20 protein-coding genes are annotated in these 22,896 nt (G+C 43.8%); 18 read left to right on the top strand and 2 right to left on the bottom strand.

Annotated features, from left to right (window positions below; translation table 11 throughout):
• Positions 1 to 14: 14 nt before the first annotated feature.
• Positions 15 to 731 carry a ComFC family protein gene (locus tag ACY8D0_RS13245; RefSeq protein ID WP_462410970.1) on the top strand — a complete coding sequence of 239 codons (717 nt, stop codon included), beginning with the start codon at positions 15 to 17 and terminating at the stop codon, positions 729 to 731.
• 53 nt (positions 732 to 784) lie between these two features.
• Here the strand turns inward: ACY8D0_RS13245 and ACY8D0_RS13250 are convergent, their stop codons facing one another.
• Positions 785 to 1,279 carry a spore coat protein gene (locus ACY8D0_RS13250; protein WP_462410971.1) on the bottom strand — a complete coding sequence of 165 codons (495 nt, stop codon included), beginning with the start codon at positions 1,277 to 1,279 and terminating at the stop codon, positions 785 to 787.
• A 270-nt stretch (positions 1,280 to 1,549) separates the two neighbouring features.
• On the opposite strand from ACY8D0_RS13250, the gene hpf reads away from it, so the two are divergent.
• The 5 genes from hpf (at position 1,550) to ACY8D0_RS13275 (ending at position 6,055) form a co-directional block, all read left to right on the top strand.
• Positions 1,550 to 2,095 (top strand): ribosome hibernation-promoting factor, HPF/YfiA family, encoded by a 546-nt coding sequence (gene hpf, locus ACY8D0_RS13255; RefSeq protein ID WP_462410972.1) that lies wholly within the window; start codon positions 1,550 to 1,552, stop codon positions 2,093 to 2,095.
• A 270-nt stretch (positions 2,096 to 2,365) separates the two neighbouring features.
• Entirely contained in the window at positions 2,366 to 3,928 is a 1,563-nt protein-coding gene (locus ACY8D0_RS13260) for a gamma-glutamyltransferase family protein (protein WP_462411361.1), read from the top strand.
• A 165-nt stretch (positions 3,929 to 4,093) separates the two neighbouring features.
• The gene (locus ACY8D0_RS13265) at positions 4,094 to 4,666 is read left to right on the top strand and encodes a chromate transporter (RefSeq protein WP_462410973.1); all 573 of its coding nucleotides are present in this window, start codon (positions 4,094 to 4,096) and stop codon (positions 4,664 to 4,666) included.
• Positions 4,663 to 5,193, top strand: coding sequence for a chromate transporter (locus tag ACY8D0_RS13270; protein ID WP_462410974.1), 531 nt, complete (start codon positions 4,663 to 4,665; stop codon positions 5,191 to 5,193). The genes ACY8D0_RS13265 and ACY8D0_RS13270 overlap by 4 nt, the downstream gene beginning before the upstream one ends.
• A gap of 16 nt (positions 5,194 to 5,209) precedes the next feature.
• Positions 5,210 to 6,055, top strand: a complete 846-nt coding sequence (locus ACY8D0_RS13275) for a DUF1028 domain-containing protein (protein ID WP_462410975.1) — start codon at positions 5,210 to 5,212, stop codon at positions 6,053 to 6,055.
• 159 nt (positions 6,056 to 6,214) lie between these two features.
• On the opposite strand, the gene secA is transcribed toward ACY8D0_RS13275, so the two are convergent.
• Positions 6,215 to 8,722 (bottom strand): preprotein translocase subunit SecA, encoded by a 2,508-nt coding sequence (gene secA, locus ACY8D0_RS13280; RefSeq protein WP_462410976.1) that lies wholly within the window; start codon positions 8,720 to 8,722, stop codon positions 6,215 to 6,217.
• Positions 8,723 to 9,275: 553 nt separating this feature from the next.
• Here secA and ACY8D0_RS13285 point away from each other — a divergent pair.
• From ACY8D0_RS13285 to ftsX, 12 genes are all read left to right on the top strand, one after another.
• Positions 9,276 to 10,664, top strand: coding sequence for a cytochrome c3 family protein (locus ACY8D0_RS13285; RefSeq protein WP_462410977.1), 1,389 nt, complete (start codon positions 9,276 to 9,278; stop codon positions 10,662 to 10,664).
• A 27-nt stretch (positions 10,665 to 10,691) separates the two neighbouring features.
• Positions 10,692 to 11,846 (top strand): NapC/NirT family cytochrome c, encoded by a 1,155-nt coding sequence (locus tag ACY8D0_RS13290; RefSeq protein ID WP_462410978.1) that lies wholly within the window; start codon positions 10,692 to 10,694, stop codon positions 11,844 to 11,846.
• Between the two features lie 131 nt (positions 11,847 to 11,977).
• Positions 11,978 to 12,682 (top strand): tetratricopeptide repeat protein, encoded by a 705-nt coding sequence (locus tag ACY8D0_RS13295; protein WP_462410979.1) that lies wholly within the window; start codon positions 11,978 to 11,980, stop codon positions 12,680 to 12,682.
• Between the two features lie 16 nt (positions 12,683 to 12,698).
• Complete coding sequence (locus tag ACY8D0_RS13300; protein WP_462410980.1) at positions 12,699 to 13,664, top strand: 6-bladed beta-propeller; 966 nt, start codon at positions 12,699 to 12,701, stop codon at positions 13,662 to 13,664.
• A gap of 173 nt (positions 13,665 to 13,837) precedes the next feature.
• Positions 13,838 to 15,007: a cytochrome c3 family protein gene (locus ACY8D0_RS13305; RefSeq protein ID WP_462410981.1), complete on the top strand. Its 1,170-nt coding sequence runs from the start codon at positions 13,838 to 13,840 to the stop codon at positions 15,005 to 15,007.
• Between the two features lie 179 nt (positions 15,008 to 15,186).
• Positions 15,187 to 16,218: a cytochrome c3 family protein gene (locus ACY8D0_RS13310; protein ID WP_462410982.1), complete on the top strand. Its 1,032-nt coding sequence runs from the start codon at positions 15,187 to 15,189 to the stop codon at positions 16,216 to 16,218.
• Positions 16,219 to 16,397: 179 nt separating this feature from the next.
• A complete protein-coding gene (locus tag ACY8D0_RS13315; RefSeq protein WP_462410983.1) occupies positions 16,398 to 18,212 on the top strand; it encodes a cytochrome c3 family protein in 1,815 nt (604 codons plus the stop codon).
• Positions 18,213 to 18,398: 186 nt separating this feature from the next.
• Positions 18,399 to 19,500 (top strand): peptide chain release factor 2 gene (prfB, locus tag ACY8D0_RS13320; protein ID WP_462410984.1). Its coding sequence is split into 2 segments (ribosomal slippage): positions 18,399 to 18,470 and positions 18,472 to 19,500, totalling 1,101 coding nucleotides; the frame shifts between segments, so codons are not numbered across the junction.
• A gap of 244 nt (positions 19,501 to 19,744) precedes the next feature.
• Positions 19,745 to 20,560 (top strand): YitT family protein, encoded by an 816-nt coding sequence (locus ACY8D0_RS13325; protein ID WP_462411362.1) that lies wholly within the window; start codon positions 19,745 to 19,747, stop codon positions 20,558 to 20,560.
• 51 nt (positions 20,561 to 20,611) lie between these two features.
• Positions 20,612 to 20,923, top strand: a complete 312-nt coding sequence (cccB, locus tag ACY8D0_RS13330) for a cytochrome c551 (protein WP_462410985.1) — start codon at positions 20,612 to 20,614, stop codon at positions 20,921 to 20,923.
• A gap of 374 nt (positions 20,924 to 21,297) precedes the next feature.
• Entirely contained in the window at positions 21,298 to 21,984 is a 687-nt protein-coding gene (gene ftsE, locus ACY8D0_RS13335) for a cell division ATP-binding protein FtsE (protein ID WP_462410986.1), read from the top strand.
• The gene (gene ftsX / locus ACY8D0_RS13340; protein ID WP_462410987.1) at positions 21,974 to 22,867 is read left to right on the top strand and encodes a permease-like cell division protein FtsX; all 894 of its coding nucleotides are present in this window, start codon (positions 21,974 to 21,976) and stop codon (positions 22,865 to 22,867) included. The genes ftsE and ftsX overlap by 11 nt, the downstream gene beginning before the upstream one ends.
• Positions 22,868 to 22,896 lie beyond the last annotated feature (29 nt).

Consider the following 22,896-nt stretch of genomic DNA (forward strand, 5'->3'; position numbering starts at 1 on the left):
AGGGGATGAATCACATGACTGTTTTTCGGCAGGAGAGGTGCTTGAGTTGTGGCCAGCCAATCAGCGCATCAGTGGGCTGGAGAAAGCTGTTTTCAATTGAAACTGAAAATTTCCTTTGTGAAGAATGTGAAAAGAAGTTTGAAAAAATGGAAGGCGAAACATGCCGGATTTGCGGCCGTTCGTTGGAGTTATTAAGTGGGAACTATCGGCAAGGGGATATCTGTCAAGATTGCGTCCGGTGGGAGGAGGACCCTCAGTGGCAAGGTGTTCTTGAGAAAAACTACTCTCTGTTTCACTACAATGATTATTTAAAAGAAGTCATAGCCAAGTATAAATATCGCGGGGACTATGTGTTGGCCAGGGTATTTTCAGAGAGGATAAAGGGGGTATTATTGAGTATAGAGGCGGATTTATTCATTCCCATTCCGTTAAGTGAGGAGCGGATTTATGAGCGCGGATTTAATCAAGCGGAAGCACTATTAATAGAAGCGGGATTTGTCCCAAACCCTATACTTACCCGAATACATTCGGAAAAACAGTCAAAAAAATCACGGATCGAGCGTATCCATCTCCCTCAAGTTTTTCAACTCACTCCAGAGGCCTGTTTGGAGGGAAAGAAGGTGGTCCTAATTGATGATATTTACACAACAGGTTCCACGTTAAGGCATGCAGCTAAACTCCTAAAAAGGGCGGGGGCGGCTAACGTCTTCTCACTCACCATTGCGAGGTAGATATAGTCATGATGGAAATAGGACGGCAGATCTCTGCCGCCCTGCAACTTTCCTTACTCCCTCATTCCAAGTGCTTTCTCGGCAAGTTGAATGTCATTGCCTAACAACCTGCCCAAATCATAGGCGGGATAATAGCCATGCTCATGCATATAATTGAACACTCTTTCATGGCCTTGAATCGCCCCGGTTAATTGTCTGCTGAATGTTCTCCTTAGGGCAGGAGTAGCCGTTTCCGTTATCGCAATTGCCAAATTGCGTACCAGTGTTTTCGATAGGGCCAGCAAGTCAGCGGCGAAAAAGCCCATATCCTCGCGGACCTCCTCTTCACGCGTTTGATAACCCGCTGCCTGAGGGTAAAATTTAAGCAATTCCCGAAGGTTGGCCTCAAGGTCACGAATACATCTCCGGTATAGTTCCTTTAACGCCGGATCGGTCACTTTATTGATGGACATTTTTAATTTCATAAGCCCGGTGGACTGGAAGGCGACCAATTCATGCAGCTCCAATGTTTCATGCCAGGCCAATGTTCTTCTCTCTTCAGTGGTCATCGAGCATCCTCCTTTGATCTCACATCAATTTAGGCTATTCGACTGCCATGTTGGTGGAAAATTGTCCCTGATAATATTAAAAAAAGGACGAATAACCAATCATTTTACCTAACTCTCAAACGAAAGGCAAAGGTGATGGGGTAACTTTCTCACTATTTTCCTAGTGTTTTTGTCAAAAAAACGACAAATATTTTATTTTGATCTAGCAGGATTCTCATGGGGTAAAATAGAAATGTAATACATAGCCTTAAATAAAGGAGGACTCCACACATGAACTATAACGTACGTGGTGAAAACATTGAGGTAACTCCAGCAATCAGAGATTATTTAGAAAAGAAAGTTTCTAAATTGGAGCGCTATTTTACAGAAGCACCAAATGCTAAGGTCAATGTGAATCTTAGATTTAATCCAGATAAAACTTCCAAAGTAGAAGTAACGATACCGCTGCCGAATTTAACTCTTCGTGCTGAAGAAACAAATACGGATATGTATGCAGGCATTGACTTAATTACCGATAAGCTCGAGCGTCAGATCCGCAAACATAAAACGAAAATAAACCGAAAGTTCCGTGAAAAAGGAAATGTTCCGCCTGCATTTGCCCCAACTGCAAATACGGAAGCGCAGGAGGAAGATGAAGATTTGGAACTCGTCCGTACCAAACGGTTTGATTTGAAACCAATGGACAGTGAGGAAGCCATCCTGCAAATGAACCTGCTGGGACATAGTTTCTATGTGTTCACCAACGCGGACACCAACCGGACAAACGTTGTCTATCGCCGCAAAGACGGCCGTTATGGCTTGATTGAGGCTCAATAATAAGAAGAGAGCAACATTGGTCAGTACTGTATGGCCTAAAGTTGGACAATTCTTAAAGAATAAAAATTTTCTAAAATAAAAGAACGTTGCTTGGTTTGAGCCAGGCAGCGTTTTTTTAGTGTCGGCAAACTAAAAATTTTTAACTGTCAAATTATTTCGATATACTAAGTTTTGAATGTTCATTATAATAGATAACAAGAATAAGAGAAAGAGGTGTAAAAGGTGAAATTTGATTTTCAATATCATCCCTATCCTTCACGCCGGACAACCATGTTTGCCAAACGTGGAATGGTGGCGACGTCACAGCCGCTTGCGGCACAGGCAGGACTGGAAATTTTAAAAAAAGGCGGCAATGCCATTGATGCAGCCATCGCGACAGCGGCCGCATTGACGGTGGTGGAACCGACCTCCAACGGTATCGGAAGCGATGCGTTTGCGCTTGTGTGGACAAAAGGAAAGCTCCATGGACTCAATTCCAGTGGTCTGGCACCGCAAAAAATGACCATTGATGCCATAAAAGAGCGCGGTTATGAGAAAATACCGGCACATGGCATGATTCCGGTTACTGTTCCAGGGGCACCGGCCGCATGGGCGGAGCTATCGAAGAAATTCGGGCGCCTGCCGTTTACAGAGGTGCTTAAGCCAGCAATAGAATTGGCGGAAAATGGCTATCCCCTACCCCCGACACTTGCATTTTTCTGGGAACGGGCCTATAAAAACTTCAGACAAAATTTAACGGGGGATGAGTTCCAATCATGGTTTGAGACATTTGCTCCGGAGGGGAGAGCGCCGAAGGCAGGAGAAGTCTGGAGTTCTAAGGGCCATGCGAAGACGCTGCGGTCCATCGCTAATACGTGTGCGGAAAGCTTTTATCGTGGGGAACTTGCAGAAAAAATAGCCGATTTTTCCAAACGTCACAATGGCTTCCTATCTAAAGAGGATTTGTCGGACTACCGGCCAGAATGGGTCAAGCCGATTAATGTCCATTACCGTGGCTACGATGTATGGGAGATACCACCAAACGGGCAGGGACTTGTCGCCCTTTTAGCCTTGAATATTGCCAAAGGTTTGGATTTTACAGAAAAGGACACGGTCGATACTTATCATAAGCAAATTGAAGCGATGAAATTAGCTTACACCGATGGCAAGGCGTTTATCACGGACCCTGCGGATATGAAAGTCACGGTAGAAACGCTACTGTCAGAGGAATATGGTGCAGCGCGCCGCAGTGAAATCAGTGGGGAAGCATTAATGCCAAACCCATATCAGCCACCTAAAGGAGGAACCGTTTATCTTGCCGCAGCCGACGATGAAGGCAACATGGTGTCCTATATTCAAAGCAATTATATGGGCTTTGGGTCTGGAATAGTGGTGCCGGGTACGGGAATTTCCCTGCAAAACCGCGGATATGACTTTTCGTTAGACCCGGAGCACGTGAATGCGTTGCGTCCTGGCAAGAAGACGTACCATACGATCATCCCTGGCTTCTTAACGAAGGGTGACCAGGCTGTTGGCCCGTTTGGCGTCATGGGCGGTTACATGCAGCCTCAAGGGCATATGCAGGTGATCATGAATACGATTGATTTTGGATTAAACCCCCAGGCGGCACTGGATGCGCCAAGATGGCAGTGGATAGAAGGCAAGAAAGTTCAGGTTGAGCCAAGTTTCCCAAGCCACATCGCCCAAGCGCTGGCGCGGAAAGGACATCAAATCGAAGTGGCTGTTGATTCCGGCGGCTTTGGACGCGGACAAATTATTTGGCGCAACCCGGAAACCGGCGTGTTAATGGGAGGCACAGAACCGCGGACGGATGGTTCCATCACGGCGTGGTAAAATAACATCACTTGGAGTGGTAAGATGCTGCGGGAATGTTGCTTTCCTGAAAAAAGGATCAGGAAAAGCAGCATCGGCATTTACAGACATGAATGGACCTGGCTATGAATAAGCTGGGAAATGAATAGCTTTGTATAGTTTACCTTTAGAAAGGGGGGACCAACTTTGAAGCAATGGCATATCTTTTTAGCGTTCTTCCGGGTTGGCATCCTTGGTTATGGCGGCGGACCGTCTTCGATTCCGCTTGTACATAAGGAAGTAGTCGAAAAATATAAATGGATGGACTCCGATGAATTTGGCGATATACTGGCGCTCGGAAACGCCTTGCCCGGCCCGATTAACACGAAGATGTCGGGGTATATTGGCTACCGGGTCGGCGGATATTTGGGGATGATCATTGCGGTCGCTGCCACCATTGTCCCGACCATCCTCTTTATGGTCATCCTTTTGACCTCATTAAATGCGTTTAAGGACAAACCGTGGGTCCAGGGGGCCACAAAGGGCGTTGTCCCCGTGGTGGCCGTGATGCTGGGGACCCTGACATGGGATTTTGTCCAGAAGTCGAAAAAGTCCAGTCTTGGCTGGAAATGGACAATTATTTTGGTAGTGGTGAGCCTGATTATCCTTCAGGGATTGGGCCTTCATCCGGCCATCTTAATTTTTGCCTTATTATTGGGTGCGCTATTAAAGGGCGATTCCGGTAAAGCCGCCAAGAAAAAGGAGAAGGAATCAGCATGATCTACTTGCAAATCTTTTTAGCCTTGTTTATCCCTGGGATTCTCGGATATGGCGGCGGTCCGTCTTCGATTCCTTTGATCGAGGCAGAGGTTGTGGACCGTTATCATTGGATGACCGTTCAGGAATTTTCTGAGGTACTCGCCATGGGGAATGCCCTGCCTGGACCGATTGCCACGAAAATGGCCGGTTATATCGGCTACGCCCAGGGCGGGGTGCTGGGTGCCATCGTCGCGGAATTTGCAACGGTAGCACCGTCTCTCATCTTAATGATTGCCCTTTTGAGTTTGCTTATGAAATATAAAGAATCACCAAGGGTCAAAAATATGACAACCATCGTTCGGCCTGTTATTGCGGTGTTGCTTGGAGTGATGACCTATGATTTCATTTTCCAATCTTATCAGGGGTTTGGCATCTGGCAGACCTTGTTTATCGGGGTGGTCAGCTATATCTTAATGGAAAAAATAAAAGTGCATCCTGCCTATGTGATTGCCGGTGCACTAGTGTATGGAGGAATCTTTTTAGCTTAAGTTTGGAGGATAACAGATGACATTCTCAATTGTTGGTTATGACCCGGTCGAAAAAGAATGGGGAATCGCCGTGCAGTCTAAATTTTTAGGCGTGGGCGCAGTGGTGCCTTGGGCAAGGGCGGGAGCAGGGGCTGTGGCCACCCAGTCGTATGCCAATACGGCATACGGTCCCAAAGCTCTCACTTTAATGGAACAAGGAAAGTCGGCACAGGAAGCACTTGAGTTGTTGCTGGCTGATGATCCGGACAAAGAAATGCGCCAGGTCGGGTTAATTGACGCTGAGGGGAATGGCGCCACGTTTACTGGCTCGGCTTGCTACGATTGGGCTGGCGGTGTGACGGGTCCCCATTTTGCGGCCCAAGGAAATATTTTGGTCGATGAAAGAACGGTTGCGAGGATGGCTGAGACGTTCCAGACGGCTGAGGGCACGCTCGCTGAACGACTGCTGGCTGCATTGGGCGCTGGTCAGGAGGCAGGCGGTGATAGCCGAGGCAAACAATCGGCCGCTCTGTTGGTTGTAAAAGAGAAAGGCGGTTACGGTGGCTTTAATGATCGCTATATTGACCTCCGGGTGGACGACCATCCTGAGCCCATTAAAGAGTTAATTCGGATTTACCAGCTGCAGCAGCTTTATTTTGCCCCGTCTAATCCTGAAAAGGTTGCGGCGGTTGAAGGAGCCATAAGAGAAGAGGTCATCCGCCAGCTAGCCCGGCAAGGTTACCTTCCGGGGCAAGAGGCCACCGATGAGGTTTTATATAAGGCGATCACAACATATCTTCACTCGGAAAACTTTGAGATGCGTGAACAAAAAACCGGATGGATTGATTTAGAGGTTTTGGAGTTTATGAAACAGCAAGCATAGCCAGGCGGTTGCCTGGCTTTATTGAGTTGTACTGGTAGTTTTGTGGGGGATTCTATAAAACTCCGTGGAATTCTACAAAGAACAAAGGGACACCATGTCAAACAAAGTATAAACAAAAAGAGAGCCGGCGTTTTTCACACCGACTCTCTCGAAAAAGAATTACATCGCTGCCCCGTGGCAGTTTTTATATTTTTTGCCGCTGCCGCAAGGGCATGGATCATTGCGGCCGATTTGCTCTTGGTTTACTTTTGGCTTGCGTTTGACCGTTTCGCTGTCTTCCTTCGGATTCACAGCCTGACCCTTAGCGACTTCCTGGCGCTCCAGGTTGTTGCGGATCTCCGCTTTCATAATATACATCGCGGTTTCTTCCTCAATCGATTGAATCATCGCTTCAAACATCGCGAAGCCTTCATGCTGATATTCACGAAGCGGGTCGATTTGCCCGTAAGCCCGGAGGTGGATACCTTGGCGAAGCTGATCCATAGCATCAATATGGTCGATCCATTTCGAGTCAACCGCCCGAAGGGTTACAACCTTTTCAAACTCACGCATTTGATCATGCAGAAGTTCTTCTTTTTCATCGTAGCGTTGTTTTACCTTAGCGAAAATCGTCTCAACCATTTCATCCGGGTCTTTACCTTTAAGATCCTCTAACGTAATGTCACCTTCAGGAAGCAGGTTGGCATGTACATAATCAACAAGACCCTGCAAATTCCATTCTTCCTCGTCCTCATGACGAGGTGTATGGGCTTCAACATTCCTCTCGATTGTCCGCAAAATCATGCCATGCACAATTTCTTTGAGATTTTCCGACTCGATTACTTCATCGCGCTGCTTGTAAATGATTTCCCGTTGCTGGCGAAGTACATCGTCATATTGGAGAAGCTGTTTACGGGCGTCGAAGTTATTGCCCTCTACCCGTTTTTGCGCCGATTCCACGGCACGGGTCACCATCTTGCTTTGGATGGCCTGTGAATCATCCATGCCAAGTCTTTGCATCATAGTCTTCATGTTGTCTGAACCGAAGCGGCGCATCAGTTCGTCTTCCATCGACAAGTAGAACTGAGTAATCCCAGGGTCCCCTTGACGTCCGGAACGTCCGCGGAGCTGATTGTCAATCCGGCGGCTCTCGTGACGCTCGGTACCGATTACGGCCAGGCCGCCCAGTTCTTTGACGCCTTCGCCAAGCTTAATGTCCGTACCACGGCCGGCCATGTTGGTGGCAATGGTAACAGCACCTCTCTGGCCTGCTTCCAGGATAATTTCCGCCTCACGGGCATGATTTTTCGCATTCAAAACATTGTGGCGGACGCCTTTTTTCAAGAGCATTTTCGAAATCAATTCAGACGTTTCAATCGCTACTGTACCAACCAGTACCGGCTGACCGGTCATATATCGTTGGGCAATGTCCTCTACTACCGCTTTGAACTTGCCGTCGATGGAGGCGTAAATTAAGTCCGGACGGTCATCACGGACAATCGGGCGGTTGGTTGGGATGACGATAACATTCATATTATAGATGTTACGGAATTCTTCTTCTTCCGTTTTGGCGGTACCGGTCATACCAGCCAATTTTTCATACATACGGAAGTAGTTCTGGAACGTGATGGTGGCCATGGTCATGCTTTCGTTTTGAATTTCCACGCCTTCTTTTGCCTCAATCGCCTGATGCAGGCCTTCGCTGTACCGGCGCCCCTTCATCAAACGGCCGGTGAATTGGTCAACAATGACGACTTCCCCGTCCTGCACAACATAATCAACATCCAAGTGCATGGTTACGTTGGCTTTAAGGGCTTGGTTGATATGATGGTTTAAAGTGACGTGCGAAATATCAAACAGGTTTTCGATGCCGAACGCTTTTTCCGCTTTGCTGATTCCTTCTTCGGTCAGCATGACGGCTTTAATTTTTTCATCATAGGTGTAATCCACGTCCCTCGTTAAGGTGCGGACAAAAGCGTTTGCCTGCATATAAAGGACAGCTGATTTTTGAGCTTGTCCTGAAATGATTAATGGAGTCCGCGCTTCGTCAATCAAAATGGAGTCGACTTCGTCGATGACGGCATAGAAAAGCGGGCGCTGAACTTTTTGTTCCTTGTACAGGACCATATTATCTCTCAGATAGTCGAAGCCAAGCTCGTTATTCGTTCCATATGTGATATCAGCTGCATAGGCTGCCTGCTTTTCATCTTTATCCATGCTGTTTAAGTTTAGGCCGACGGTTAATCCTAAAAACTGATACAGTTCACCCATTTCGGTGGCGTCACGGCTAGCCAAGTATTCGTTGACGGTTACCACGTGGACACCTTTGCCCGATAGAGCATTGAGGTATACCGGCATGGTAGCCGTTAAAGTTTTACCTTCACCGGTCTTCATTTCGGAAATGTTACCCTCGTGGAGAGAAATACCACCCATGAGCTGTACATGATATGGATAAAGGCCAAGGACGCGGCGGGCACCTTCCCGGACTACAGCAAACGCTTCAACAAGCAGATCATCGAGTGATTCGCCTTTTTGATAGCGGGCCTTAAATTCTTCCGTTTTTTCGCGAAGCTGTTCGTCCGTAAGTCTCTCGGTTTCGGAAGCAAGTGCTTCAATTTGGTTGGCGAGCTTGTCTAATCGTTTTAGCTCACGTTTGTTCAGGTCAAAGACTTTATTTAAAATCCCCATATTACGATGAACGCTCCTTTTTGTCTTTACTAAAAAGCCACTAAATACTATTGATTTTGCTAGATAATCCTTTCTCCATCTTACCATTTTCAGCGATAGAGTGACAACCTGTTAGCGCCACTGCAGAATTTGTCAATTTGTGCTGATTTTAAACAGGACTCGGAAACCCTATGAAATCCTGTACTAAGGAAATTATCTTAATCATACTAAGTATCTCCCTGCCATAAATGTTCGGTTTTTCGACAAATATGGCAGGTGGCTGAATTTGGTGTCGGTTTTTTAAAAAAATTTACAAAAATGAATAACAAACATGGTTTTATGTATAAATATAACAAATGTATACATATTTGCACTGTATTAATAATGTTAATAGAATGCTTATATATCAATATTTGCATGTTGCTTTTGGGCGAAAATGGAGTGCTTCTTTTTATTAGGAAATATTCACAAATTGTACATTGGAATATACTCCTAGAATGATAGATACTACCTTTAGAGAGGTTAATCTGGAAAATAAATTGATATCCAAATACATATGGGAAGGGTGAGGAAAGTGGCCTTTTGGGGGAAAAAGAAAAACAAAGAGACCGATCCCGAAACTAGAGAAGAGAAAAAAAAGGGAATCTTCCGCCGACTTTGGCATTGGGTCAAAAATATAGACTGGAAGGATCCAGTTACTCGCTGGAAAATGATGTTTGCATCCATAATCGCGCTGATTGTGATTGGGGGCGGAGGATATGGAGTCATCGCCTTTACCAACTCTCCGACATTCTGTTCCTCCTGTCACGAAATGGCGCCGGAACACTCAACATATGTTGCCAGCTCACATAGCAACGTAACATGTGTCCAGTGTCATATTAAACCAGGTGCTGTAACCATGATGGTACATAAAGTGAAAAGTTTAAAAGAAGTGTACTACCATGTAACGGGAGTCCCGGAACAAATTGTGCAAACCGTGGATGAAGCAGTTTCGGATGAAAACTGTTTACAATGTCACTCGGAAAACCGGTTGGTGACCGCTTCGGGGGACTTGAAAGTAAATCACAAAGGACATATCGAGGAAGGCGTGCCTTGTATTTCCTGCCACTCAGGGGTCGCCCATGGAAAAATCGCATCACGCGAATTAAACACGGAGAAAGACCGTGATAAGTTTTCGGATGATGCAAACGGGGACTTAGTCCTAGAAAAAGCATACACAGCCCCGAATATGGGAACCTGTATCGATTGTCATGATAAAGTCAACAACGGTGAAAAGCCGTGGAAAGATGTCTCTTATCTTGTTCCGAAGAACCCAGAAGAAGAGACGGAGAAAACCGAAGAGGTAAACGCCAAGAAAACAACAGAATCTGCAAAGGAAGAAACAGCAAATACTGAAACGGCCAATGCTGCTGTCCATGATGAGAAGACTCAGGACATTATTCTCCAAGCCATCGGAAAACAGCAAAAAGACGTGAAGCTTTCCATGGCATGTGAAACATGTCACAAACAAATAAAAGTTCCTGATAGCCATAAAGTCGAAGGCTGGAATGGAAATCACGGGACCACAGCTATTCAACAATTGGATCAATGTGTTAAGTGCCACCAGGATTCCAAGTGGATTAGAGAGGTTTCCAGTGAGGACCTTGATTCAATTATCAAATTGAGCGGGCAAGGAACGGAAACTAGCAAATATACGCCAAATTTGACTGTCGTGAAAGATGCGACAAGAACGAACCAGTTTTGCAGTGCATGCCACGCAAACCGGCCGGCAGGACACTCTGAAAGCAATCAATGGTTGACAGCACATGCTGCAAATGCCCAAACAGCGGAACAAAAGGCTGAATGTTTCGTCTGTCACGACCGCGAAAAGCCGGCAGATGGTTCAACGACTGAAAAGGCCCCAACAGATGTATATTGCCAATATTGTCATAGGACTGGCTTTAAAGATGATGCCAAAAACTAATAAACCGTAAACAGGAGGGTCGCATTTATGGATGAAGAACATAGGAGCAATCAGCCGTCCCCTCCCAAATTTCGCTATAAATTCTATAAAATCGCAACGTTCACTGTGATGTTTTTGGTCGTCTTTTTTGCCATCGGCGAAATAGGGCTAAAAGCAACCACCAGTTCGGGATTTTGCGCATCGTGTCATGAGATGAAACCCGAAGTTTATACGTGGAAAGCATCCACTCATAGCGAAGTTGATTGTACAAATTGCCATACAGATCCCGGGCTCAAGGAGATAGCTAAGGATCAAGCAACAGGGGTCATCAAAAAGCTCCGGAATGAAGAGGAACTCTCGGCCGCCATTATCCGAATGGCAAACGAAATACCTGACAGCGCATGTGAAAAATGCCACAATATGTCAAATCGAAATGTGACTGCATCCGGGGATATTATTATTTCCCATACGGAGCACAAGGACAAGAATATTAAATGTACCCAGTGCCATAGCGGTGTCGCCCATGGAAAAGTAGCCGACAGGAACATGACTTTCAAGACCGACTATGCCAAATGGGATGCTTCACTTGGAAAAACAGTCATGTCTGAAGTGGAATACACCCGACCGACGATGGATACTTGTATGGAATGTCATGAAAACAGACAAATCACAACGGAATGCAGTGCCTGTCATACAACGGGCATGCTGCCAAAGAGCCATAAAGATGCGGACTTCAAGACAAAAACACATGGACTACAGGCTAAGGATGAATTAAAGGATTGTAATTCTTGTCACAAGTATATGTCAACGTCTGAGTTAGAAGGATATGAAGAAGCATCTGTTTTATCGAAATACTTAAGCACAGAGAATAAAGGCACTGACAAGAATGCAAGTACCTATGCAAAAGAAAATACTTTCTGTCTGGAATGCCATAAAACGCGCCCGGCCAGCCATACAGATAACTTCTTTAGCAGTCATGGATCAGAGGCTAGCAAAAATCAGGAGAAATGTTTCACCTGCCATGAAAATAATAAAACGGGAACAGCCGGCAACAACGCGGTAAATTGTTCTACATGTCACCAGAAGAAGCACCTGAATAAATGGCGGGAAAATCATCCTATTTCAGTTGGTAACGTAACAAAGCCGCAGGAAAGCTGTTATACCTGCCATGTGAAAAAAACTTGCAGTAACTGTCACAAATAAAACTGGCCCAAGTTCACTTGGGCTTTGTAGATTATTTGAATATTCCGTGTTGGAGCTTTTGTAGGTATCAGCATTCACGAATGGCTTCGAGATTTCAACAGGAAAAAAGATAGAACATGAGGAGGATTCTTATGGAGGCCCATGAACTCCCTATTATAGAAGAGCCTGAAACAAAAGAAACACGAACGAAGAAAAAAAATGATCGGTTTACGAAATTCCAAGGGATTTCACTGATTCTTGCAAGCTTAATTATTAGTTTAATTGGCGGTTACTTTATTACTGATAAATTTTTCTGGTCCAATGAGAACGAAAGCAGATTAGAGCAGCAGGTTTCCTATTATGAGGCATTAGTCAGCAAGGAACCTAATAAACCGGAACATCGGATAAATTTAGGTTATTCCTACCATTTAACAGCTAATGATGAAGAAGCTGTCAAGCAATTACAGACAGCAATTGATTTGGATAAGGAAAATGTCGCCGCCTACTTCAATCTGGGGCTCGTGTACAATGATCAAGAACGCTATGATGACGCCCTTAAGCAATCCAATAAGGTGACAGAGCTGGCCCCAAGAGATTACAAGGGTCATTTATTAGAAGGAATGGTTTACCGAAAGCTGAAAAAGTATAAAGAAGCATTAGCGTCTCTTCAAGAAGCGGATAAGCTGATGCCTGCCAATAACGATATCATTTTTGAAATGGGCAGAGTGGCTGAAGACCAGGGGAATGTAAAGGACGCAGAGGAATTATACAAAAAGGCCCTAAGCTATGACCCGCTTTATAAACCAGCTTCGGAGGCACTTACCAGACTTGCTGGGAAAGATAAGGACAGCAAATAAAAGGAGATGACAAGAATTGAAAAAGACAACAACATATATATGGATGAGTGCCATGGTTGTACTTTCAGCAGCCCTATTCTCAGTAATCACCCTTTTAGATCTGGGACCAGCTCTTAAACCTTTGGTGGCGGCGGCGAATCCAACTAGTGGAGAGCCTGAGTTTAGACAATCATTCTACGGCAGTTTTGAAAATCCATTAAATAAACCGATGGATGTAACAAAAATTGGCGAATACATTTATGTCACCGATACGAAAAACAATCAAGTACAGGTGTTTGATCAGTCTGGAAATAATGTTTCCAAATTTGGCAAAGCGGGAACAAAGGATGGAGAATTCCAATTTCCATATGGAATTGCCGGCGATAGTGATGAGAACATTTATGTAGCGGATTTATATAACGGAAAAATTTCAATATTCAATACAAAAGGCGAATTTATCAAAAATTTCCCGGACCAGGATAAAGTCATTCAGTCCCCTGGCGGTTTGCGCATTTATGATGACAAATTATATGTCACAGACATTAAGGCAAACAAATTATACGTGTTAAGTATGGAAGGCAAGAAGCTAATGGAAATTGGCGGCGCCGGACAGGAGGATGGAAAGTTCATCGCACCAAATGCTGTAGCAGTCGATAAAGAAAATAAAATTTATGTCTCGGATTCAGGAAATAACCGAGTCCAAGTCTTTGACAAGGATGGAAAGTTTCTTAAAGTCATTAATGGTTCAAAAGATGGAAAAGGTTCAGCGATATTCGTAAATCCACGCGGTGTTGGTGTTGATTCCGATGGAAATGTGTACGTGGTCAGCAATTTATCCCACAATGTGTATGCCTATGATAAAGATGGAAATGAATTAGAAGTATTAGGCGGAATGGGTACTGAAAATGGTCAGCTGTATCTGCCAAACGGACTTTACATTGATGAGCGGAATGTTATTTATGTAACGGACACAATCAACCAAAGAATCTCAGTTTTCTATTAATCTAGCAGTATTGGAACACCAAAAAAACATTCGAAACCCTCCCTGTAATGTTTTTTGGTGGCAACAATATAGTTACCATAAAGGTGGTGATGCTTGGAAATAGGGAAAAGGGTTTTTATAGGCTTAAAAATTTTTAGAGAGAAAAAGAGAGTTATTTTGGGAGGTTTTAGAAAATGAGCAAGGTAAAATTGGGCTTTTCAGCATTGATTACGCTTATCTTGATAAGCATGTTTGCTGCCTTTGCTTCAGCAGAGGAGTTCACTCCAACGCCAAGCAATCCAGCTCCAGACATTCATGTTGGCACAATTGACAACAATGGCGATGTTAACCAACACAAAACACACGGCAATTTCCAGAACAACACTAACTCTTGTGCCAACTGCCATAGCACTCACACTGCCGACGGTGCAAACTTATTGAAGTTCGAGGAAACTGAGTCTGATTTGTGCTTAACATGCCACGACGGTACTTTAGGCTTCTATAACGTATTAGGACAAGGTTCTGGTGCAGGTACTTTCAATACTACACATGAAAGTGCTTCTATGCACAACGTTGGTACAGTGGAAATTGGTTCAGCTCCTGGTGCATTAGACAATAAATCGACAGATGAATTGCAATGCTCCAGCTGCCACAATCCACATGGTTCTACTAACGACCGTTTATTGAATAATACTGTTGCTGGTGTTACTTATTCAACAACACCTATCAAACTTGATTTAACAGAAGATCCAGCTTTTACTGCAATCAACAGCAGCTCTACTAATTCTGGATTAAAGATTACAATATCAAAAGGTCCAAAGGCAGATGCTGACAAAGTAACTTATGCTAATTTCTGTTCGACATGTCATGATACTTACGATACAGCTAGTGGAAAACAAACAGCTCTTGGCCACTACTCGCATACTACCAACAGCTCATCACAAGGTAGAAGCTGTGCAGCCTGTCACTATGCGCACGGTACTGACATTACCCTGTTGAAAGACGTAGCAGGTAATACAATTGCAGATTACACGAAGCCAGTTGCTGAAGGCGGCAAATATGGCTGGTCAGAAGCAACCGCTACAGCTTACATGAAAGACATCAGTGAAAAAGGTTCTTCTCTCAAGAAGTACACGAACATGGCTGTTTGTTACACTTGTCATACATCTAGCCACAGCGAAGGTCTTGTTGGAACTCCTTCAACAGACCCAAATGCTAAAGAATCACTTAGAAACTGGAACGGAGCTTATATGCCAGCACAAACTGGTGATCCAGTGGACGGAACAGGCTCACTTTGGAACTGGGTATGGAGCGGCCGACATGGCTGGGTTCCACAATTCAACGAAAAGGCTAACATCAAGTAAAAAAAGCCAACAAATAGCCCCACTATTTGTTAGCTCTTAAAAGGATGAAATAGTGACAAGGTAGTAATAGATTTTACTACCTTGTTTTCTATCACTATTATTGCGAATTGTCACATAATTGTCAAAAGTTATAGCTTATAAGAGAGAGAAAAAAGAAAATATTAGGGAGGTTTTTAGAAATGAGCAAGATAAAGGTGGGCTTTACAGCACTTTTTACGCTTATTTTGCTCAGCATGTTCGCCGCCATGGCATCTGCTGAGGAACCGTTTGTTCCAACTGCGAGTAATCCTGCACCTGGGATTCATGTTGGAACAATTGATAACACTGGTAACGTTGCAACACATAGAACACACGGAAATTTCCAAAACAACACAAACTCTTGTGCCAACTGCCACAGCACCCACACCGGAGATAGCGCAACATTATTAAAATTCGAAGAAACTGAATCCGATTTATGTTTATCCTGCCACGATGGTACTTTAGGCTTCTATAACGTAGAAACAGCTTCTGGTGCCGGTGTATTCAACAGCACCCATGATTCGGCATCCATGCACGATGTTGGGACCGTTGCAATTGCTTCTGCTCCCGGTGCATTAAATCCTACAGATGAAGAATTACAATGTTCCAGCTGCCACAATCCACACGGGTCTACGAACGACCGTTTATTAAAAACAACTGTTAACGGCAAAACTTATTCTACGGCAGCAATTGACCTGGAATTAGTTGAAGACCCAGCTTATAAAGATCTTAATCTTGTTACAGGCCCTACTGGTTTAAAAATTTATAAATCTAATGGTCCTGTTTTTGTAAACCAGGATTCGCCAGATGTTCCACAACGTGTATATTCAGATTTCTGTTCTGCATGTCACGAAGACTACTTAAAGTCCAGCGGTGCTCAGCGTGCGGATGGACACTATACACACACTACAAACAGCTATAAAGCTGGACGTAACTGTGCTAGCTGTCACTACGCTCACGGAACTGATATCACACTATTAAAAGATACAGCTGGAAAAACAGTTGCTGATTATGTGAAGTCTGGTTGGACTCAAGAAAAAGCTGAAGCTTACATGAAGGATATCAGTGAAGGCGGATCCGCTCTCAAGAAGTACACTAACATGACTGTATGTTGGGCATGTCACCAATCTACACATAAGTTAGATACTCCTCTAGTAGCAGGCGGAAACTATTCTGGTAAACCAACCAGATAAAAGTTTTGACTTTTAGTAATTTAGAACAAGTAAACAAGGCCCGTAATAGTAATAATTACCGCCTTGTTTACTGCTCCAAAATACATTTAAAATGTCAAAAAACTTTACCTAACGATGAAAATTAATGAATATTCAGTTGATATAATGAATAAAAAGGCAAATTGAAAAGGATGAATACCTTGAAAAGGATGAACTCAAAACGAAAACTAATTTCATACGTTGCTTTATGGAGCATTATAATTGGTTCCCTCCTTTCCTATTCTCCTGATACCCATGTTCTTTCGGCAACCGGTGTCCCAGAAATAACGATAGATACTCCTGGGGCTGATTACGTGTCTGATGTCTCTAAGGTTCTATTTACTGGGAACATTTCAGATGATTTAACTACTTCTGACAAACTTCTCGTCAAGGTTTTTGAACAAACAGAGGGGTCAGAACAGCCAACTGACATTACGGAACAAGGTCAGTTGCTTCTTCCATCAAGTGACAAATCTAAAGAGTTTTCTTATTCAAAGGATTTTAATGAAGGAGTTCATAAGGTTTCCTTTATTGTCACGAATGAAGAGGGAATCAGTAGTACTCCTTTAGAGATAACTTTTACTGTAAAACAACCAGCGGCAACACAGCAGGTTGAAAACGCGTCATCAACGGCCAATGCGGGAACAGACTTAACAGAATTGGGGACATATGCTACTGACACCGAGGCTGCAAACCCTCCTGCTGAAGAAATTGGCAATCGCCCATATTTGAAAAGGATGTATTTAATCCCGCGGGGAACCGAAGGGAGATACAATCCCGAAACACCGGACGCAGATATCAAAGACTTTCTTCCTGCAGAGGATATGACCAGGGTACCGCTGGATAGCATCATATTATTGGATATTAGAAGCAAGGGAGAATTCAATCCAGACCAAGTACTGATATCCCTATTTGGAAATAAAGAAGCCGGAACAGAAAAGTTAATCAATCCTGATTCCAAACCTATTGAAGTATCTGATGGAACTAAGTCGTATCTTTATACGTTTACACCTAAAGGAGAAATGCTTGCCGCTAGTTCCTATTTTGTTTATTTGAATCCAAACCTGGTGGTTCCAAGATTCTTTAAATTTACTACTGTAAGCACCAATTATAGTAAGTATCAATTTGACGGGGATAATGATGTCAGGCCAAAAGATTATATTCATGGGCCTTTTTCAAATGTAACGAACGCATGCGCCTATTGCCATAGTACTCATACCGGGTCAACATCCACTCTTGAAGGCGGTAAGTATGGAACGGATACAGATGACTTATGCATGGCCTGCCATGATGGAACTAACGGTTCACCAAAGCTTGAAACGAATTATGCAACAAATAAGCATACTCAGGACACTAGTGTTTCTTGTTCGAGCTGTCATAATCCGCATACCCCTGGAACGAAGGATAACCCAAATAGTCTGCATAGTGCTTTAACGTATAAAAAAGCTAGTACAGCTACCGGCTCTGCGGATGACTATTCATTGTGTTTAAGCTGCCATAATGGTGTTTCAGATGAAGAAAGTGGTCAAGCATTTACTAATATTGCACAATACTACAAAGATGAACCCTATGTTAGTCAATCCGGACATAAAATTACTGCAACTGCTGATAGCGGAAGCCAGCTAGATGGACAAATTCCATGCGCAGAATGTCATGAAACGCATGGTGCCAAAAATCAAAAAATGCTGCGGGAAAACTTGGGAAATGTAAAAATAGATGACACTCAAAAGTTATTTGCAACTGAAGGCACAGAGTGGAACGCTTCCAATGAACGAAATTTTTGCTTAAGTTGTCATAGTAGCCAGACAGAGCTCTACGGAACGAAAGCGACATTTAGCATGACTAAGAAAGATGGCACTCCTAATACAGGACACCAAGATACTAAATCACAGTGTTCTTCGTGCCATGGCGGCACAAGCAAATCCTTTATAGAAGCTGCCCACGCACCTGCTAAATTATCTGATCAAACACCATAAATGAAAAACACGAGCGGGAAAAAGCCCCTCGTGTTTTTCATTTTATTTACAGTTTTAATATTTCATTATATTCTTTCATCCACCCATTTTTTGAACTTTTTCCGGTTTTTACGTTATAATGGACAAAGACTAATCAAGAAAATTAGAATAAACTATAATAAAGTATTCTAAATAGAGGTGACGAATATGGAATTAGCGGAAATTCGTAATGAACTTGAAAAAACAGCTAAAACATTAGCGGACTTTAGGGGGTCTCTTTGACCTTGAAAACAAGGAAGCCAGGATTGCTGAGCTAGAAGATGAAATGCTCCATCCGGACTTTTGGAACAATCAAGATATGGCACAAAAAGTCATAAGTGAATCCAATGCCTTAAAAGATCAAGTCCACGAGTTTTACGAACTCAATGAGATCTTTGAAAATCTAGAAGTAACCTATGAACTGGTCAAAGAAGAAAGCGATTCCGAGCTGCAGGAGGAGCTGGAAGAAGAGCTTGGACAGCTGACGGAACGCTTGAATCAATATGAACTGCAGCTTCTCCTAAGCGAGGAGTATGATAAAAATAATGCCATCTTAGAACTGCACCCTGGTGCCGGCGGAACCGAGTCACAGGACTGGGGATCGATGCTGCTGAGGATGTATACCCGCTGGGCAGAGAAGAAAGGCTTTAAAGTTGAGACCCTTGATTATCTCCCAGGGGATGAGGCAGGTATCAAAAGCGTGACACTTGCCATCAAAGGGCACAATGCATACGGCTATTTGAAAGCGGAAAAAGGCGTTCACCGTCTAGTGCGGATTTCACCGTTTGATGCTTCGGGACGACGCCATACATCGTTCGTTTCCTGTGATGTGATGCCGGAATTCAACGATGAGATTGAAATCGAAATTCGCACTGAAGATTTGAGAGTAGATACTTACCGAGCAAGCGGGGCAGGCGGGCAGCACATCAATAAAACCGAATCTGCCATCCGGATTACCCATATTCCGACGGGGATCGTGGTTTCCTGCCAAACGGAGCGCTCTCAAATCCAAAACCGCGAGCATGCCATGAAGATGCTGAAATCGAAGCTGTATCAGCGGGAAATTGAGGCGAAGGAAAAAGCATTGGCGGAAATCCGCGGTGAGCAAAAGGAAATCGGCTGGGGCAGCCAGATTCGCTCCTATGTGTTCCATCCTTATTCCATGGTGAAGGACCATCGGACCAGTGCGGAATCCGGTAATGTTCAAGCAGTCATGGACGGAGATATTGATCAATTCATCGATGCCTACTTGCGTTCAAGAATTTCATAATAATTTTTACGCCACAGTTTAATGCTGTGGCGTTTTTTGCGCAACCATAATTAAAACCCCAAGCTTTGCTAAATACTATATAGATATTTTACCGCTTTATCACGGCAGTGGGGTCTCATTTACACCCAATACGTGCCATGTTATACTCACTCTCGGTTAATCATTAACAATGATGGTTGAGGAGAAAATATCTATGAATTTTTTAGGAAAGTTACAGGCATCCAACCCTAAATCACAAATCGTGATGGATTACATAATGGTACTTATTGGTGCGGCTATCATTGCCGTGGCGTTTAACGTTTTCCTGCTCCCAAACCAAGTCGCATCCGGCGGTGTCAGCGGGATCAGCACCCTCCTTACATCTCTGTTTGGCTGGGAACCGGCTTATGTCCAGTGGGCGTTTAACATCCCCTTATTTATTTCCGGGGTGGTCCTGCTGGGGAAGCAATTTGGGGCTAAAACCTTAGTGGGGACCGTGTTCTTACCCTTTGTTGTGTTTTTAACAAAAAATGTGGAGCCTTGGACCCATGATGCCTTGCTCGGTTCGTTGTTTGGCGGGATTGGTGTCGGATTGGGATTGGGAATTGTGTTTCGCGGCAATGCTTCCACGGGCGGGACCGATTTGGCCGCTCAAATCATCAATAAATACACTGGTTTTACCTTGGGGCGGTGTGTCGTCCTAATTGACGGCCTGATTGTTTTGGCTGCCGCCGTAGTTTTTGATATCGAAAGGGCTTTGTACGCCTTAATAGGCCTTTATGTCACAAGCAAAACTATTGATTTGATTCAAATTGGCTTTGGACGTTCGAAAATGGCGATGATTATTACTGAAAATCAGGAGGAAGTCCGGCAAGGGATTTTGCATAAAATCGACCGTGGTGTGACAAAACTATCGGCATATGGTGGATTCACCGAACACGAACGTCCAGTTCTGATGTGTGTGGTCGACCAAACGGAGTTCACAAAATTGAAACAATTGGTCAAAGCCATTGACCCATCAGCATTTGTCATCGTAATGGATGCGGCTGAAGTGCTCGGGGAAGGTTTCAAACGAGCGTAACACTGGTATACTTATACATTGATGGGAATTGTTACTTAAGGGGGGATTAGCATGAAGAAAAAAATGTTGACTCTATTAATCGGAACAGCCTTTGTGATGGGACTGGCCGCTTGCGGCGGCGGGAATGATAAAGGCGGAGATACCGCTTCGGACGCAGCGAAAATTTTTAATCAGAAGTGCTCAAGCTGCCATGGCGAAAATCTCAAGGGCGGCATGGGTCCGGACTTAACGAAAGTAGGCTCTCGGTACTCTGAAGATGAAATCCGCAATATTATTAAAAACGGTAAAGGCGCCATGCCTCCAAACGTCGTGGAGGGCGATGACGCCGATCAAGTATCAAAATGGCTCGCCGCCAAAAAATAATATTTCTTACGCCCTGTGAATCACCACAGGGCGTTTAATATACACCCCGAAAAAAACTCCAAAACATTTTCCAATTTTCCGCAAACATTGACAGTGGTACCACAAAGTTATATTGTAATTCAATGAATTAAATTCGACAAAAAGAACATTGAAACTGCAAATATATTGATTTTATTGTGAAAAATCATGATAAAAGCTATCTTTTGAAAAGAAACTGTAATACAATTACCACTTTTTTTAGCGAATTATGATGTTATAATAAATCTATGCAAAAAAAAATACACTGATTTTATGGGTTTTTGGTTCTTTTTGTGAAACAGTATAGAATGTTGTCGAATTTTCTCTATACGAAAATAAAATGACAGGTGATCTGAATGATAGAAATGCAAGAAGTATATAAGAAGTACCCAAATGGCGTTTCGGCCATTAATGGAATAGATGTCCGGATCAACCAAGGCGAATTTGTTTATGTCGTCGGTCCAAGCGGTGCCGGAAAATCTACCTTTATTAAAATGATGTACCGCGAAGAAATTCCGACATCAGGAACCATCACACTTAACGGTGTGAATGTTGCCAAACTCAAGAATAATAAGGTGCCTCAGTTCCGGCGTCAGCTGGGTGTTGTGTTCCAGGACTTCAAACTGCTCCCGACACTTACAGTCTATGAAAATGTTGCTTTTGCCCTTGAAGTAATTGAAGCCCAGCCCAAATATATAAAAAAACGCGTCATGGAAGTGCTGGATTTAGTCAATTTGAAGCATAAAGCAAGAATGCTTCCAACTGAGCTTTCAGGTGGAGAACAGCAGCGTGTCTCGATTGCGCGTTCGATTGTCAACTCTCCAAAAGTCGTCATTGCCGACGAGCCTACCGGTAACTTGGACCCGGACACGTCATGGGAAATCATGAAGATTTTTGAAGAGATTAATAATCGGGGAACCACTGTGGTGATGGCTACCCACAACAAAGAAATCGTTAATACAATCAAACATCGCGTCATCGCCATTGAAGGCGGAAAGATTGCCCGTGATGAACAAAGAGGTGACTACGGTTATGAAAATTAGAACACTTGGCCGTCACGCCCGTGAAAGTTTCAAGAGTATCAGCAGAAATGGCTGGATGACATTTGCCTCCGTTAGTGCTGTTACGATCACCCTCATCTTGGTGGGTGTTTTTCTAGTGATTATGATGAACCTGAATCGTGTGGCACAGACCATAGAAGATGACGTGCAAATCCGCGTTCACATTGACGTAGCCGCCACGAAACAGGACCAAGACGCGTTAAAGGCGTCAATGGAAAGCATGCCTGAAGTAGGCTCTGTCAAGTTCTCTTCAAAAGAAGAGGAACTGAGTAATTTAGTCAAGAGCATGGGTGAGGAAGGTAAGGCGTTTAAATTATTTGAACAAGATAACCCCTTAAATGACGTATTTATTGTCAAAACAAAAAATCCAACCGATACCATGAACGCCGCGAAGAAAATTAAAAAACTCAATTTTGTTTCAAAAGTTAACTATGGTGAAGGCAAGGTTGAAAAGTTATTTAAATTTATCAAGGCAAGCCGAAACGTTGGGGTAGTGTTGATTATTGGACTGTTCTTTACAGCAATTTTCTTAATCTCCAATACTATTAAAATTACGATTATTGCACGGCGCCGGGAAATTAAGATTATGAGATTGGTAGGAGCCACGAATGGCTTTATCCGATGGCCGTTCCTATTGGAAGGGCTATGGCTGGGAGTTCTAGGTTCATTACTCCCGATTATCCTGCTTTCAATCGCTTACTACCGGGCGTATGACTATATCGGCCCAAGACTTCAGGGCACTTTTATTAGGGTACTGCCATTCGATCCATTTATGTATCAGGTTTCCGGAATCCTCCTGTTAATGGGAGCCCTGATTGGAGTATGGGGCAGCGTCATGTCCGTGCGTAAGTTTTTAAAAGTATAATCCAGAACCAGAAAGGCGTTTTAATAGCC

It is taken from the genome of Neobacillus camarae (genome assembly GCF_054950115.1).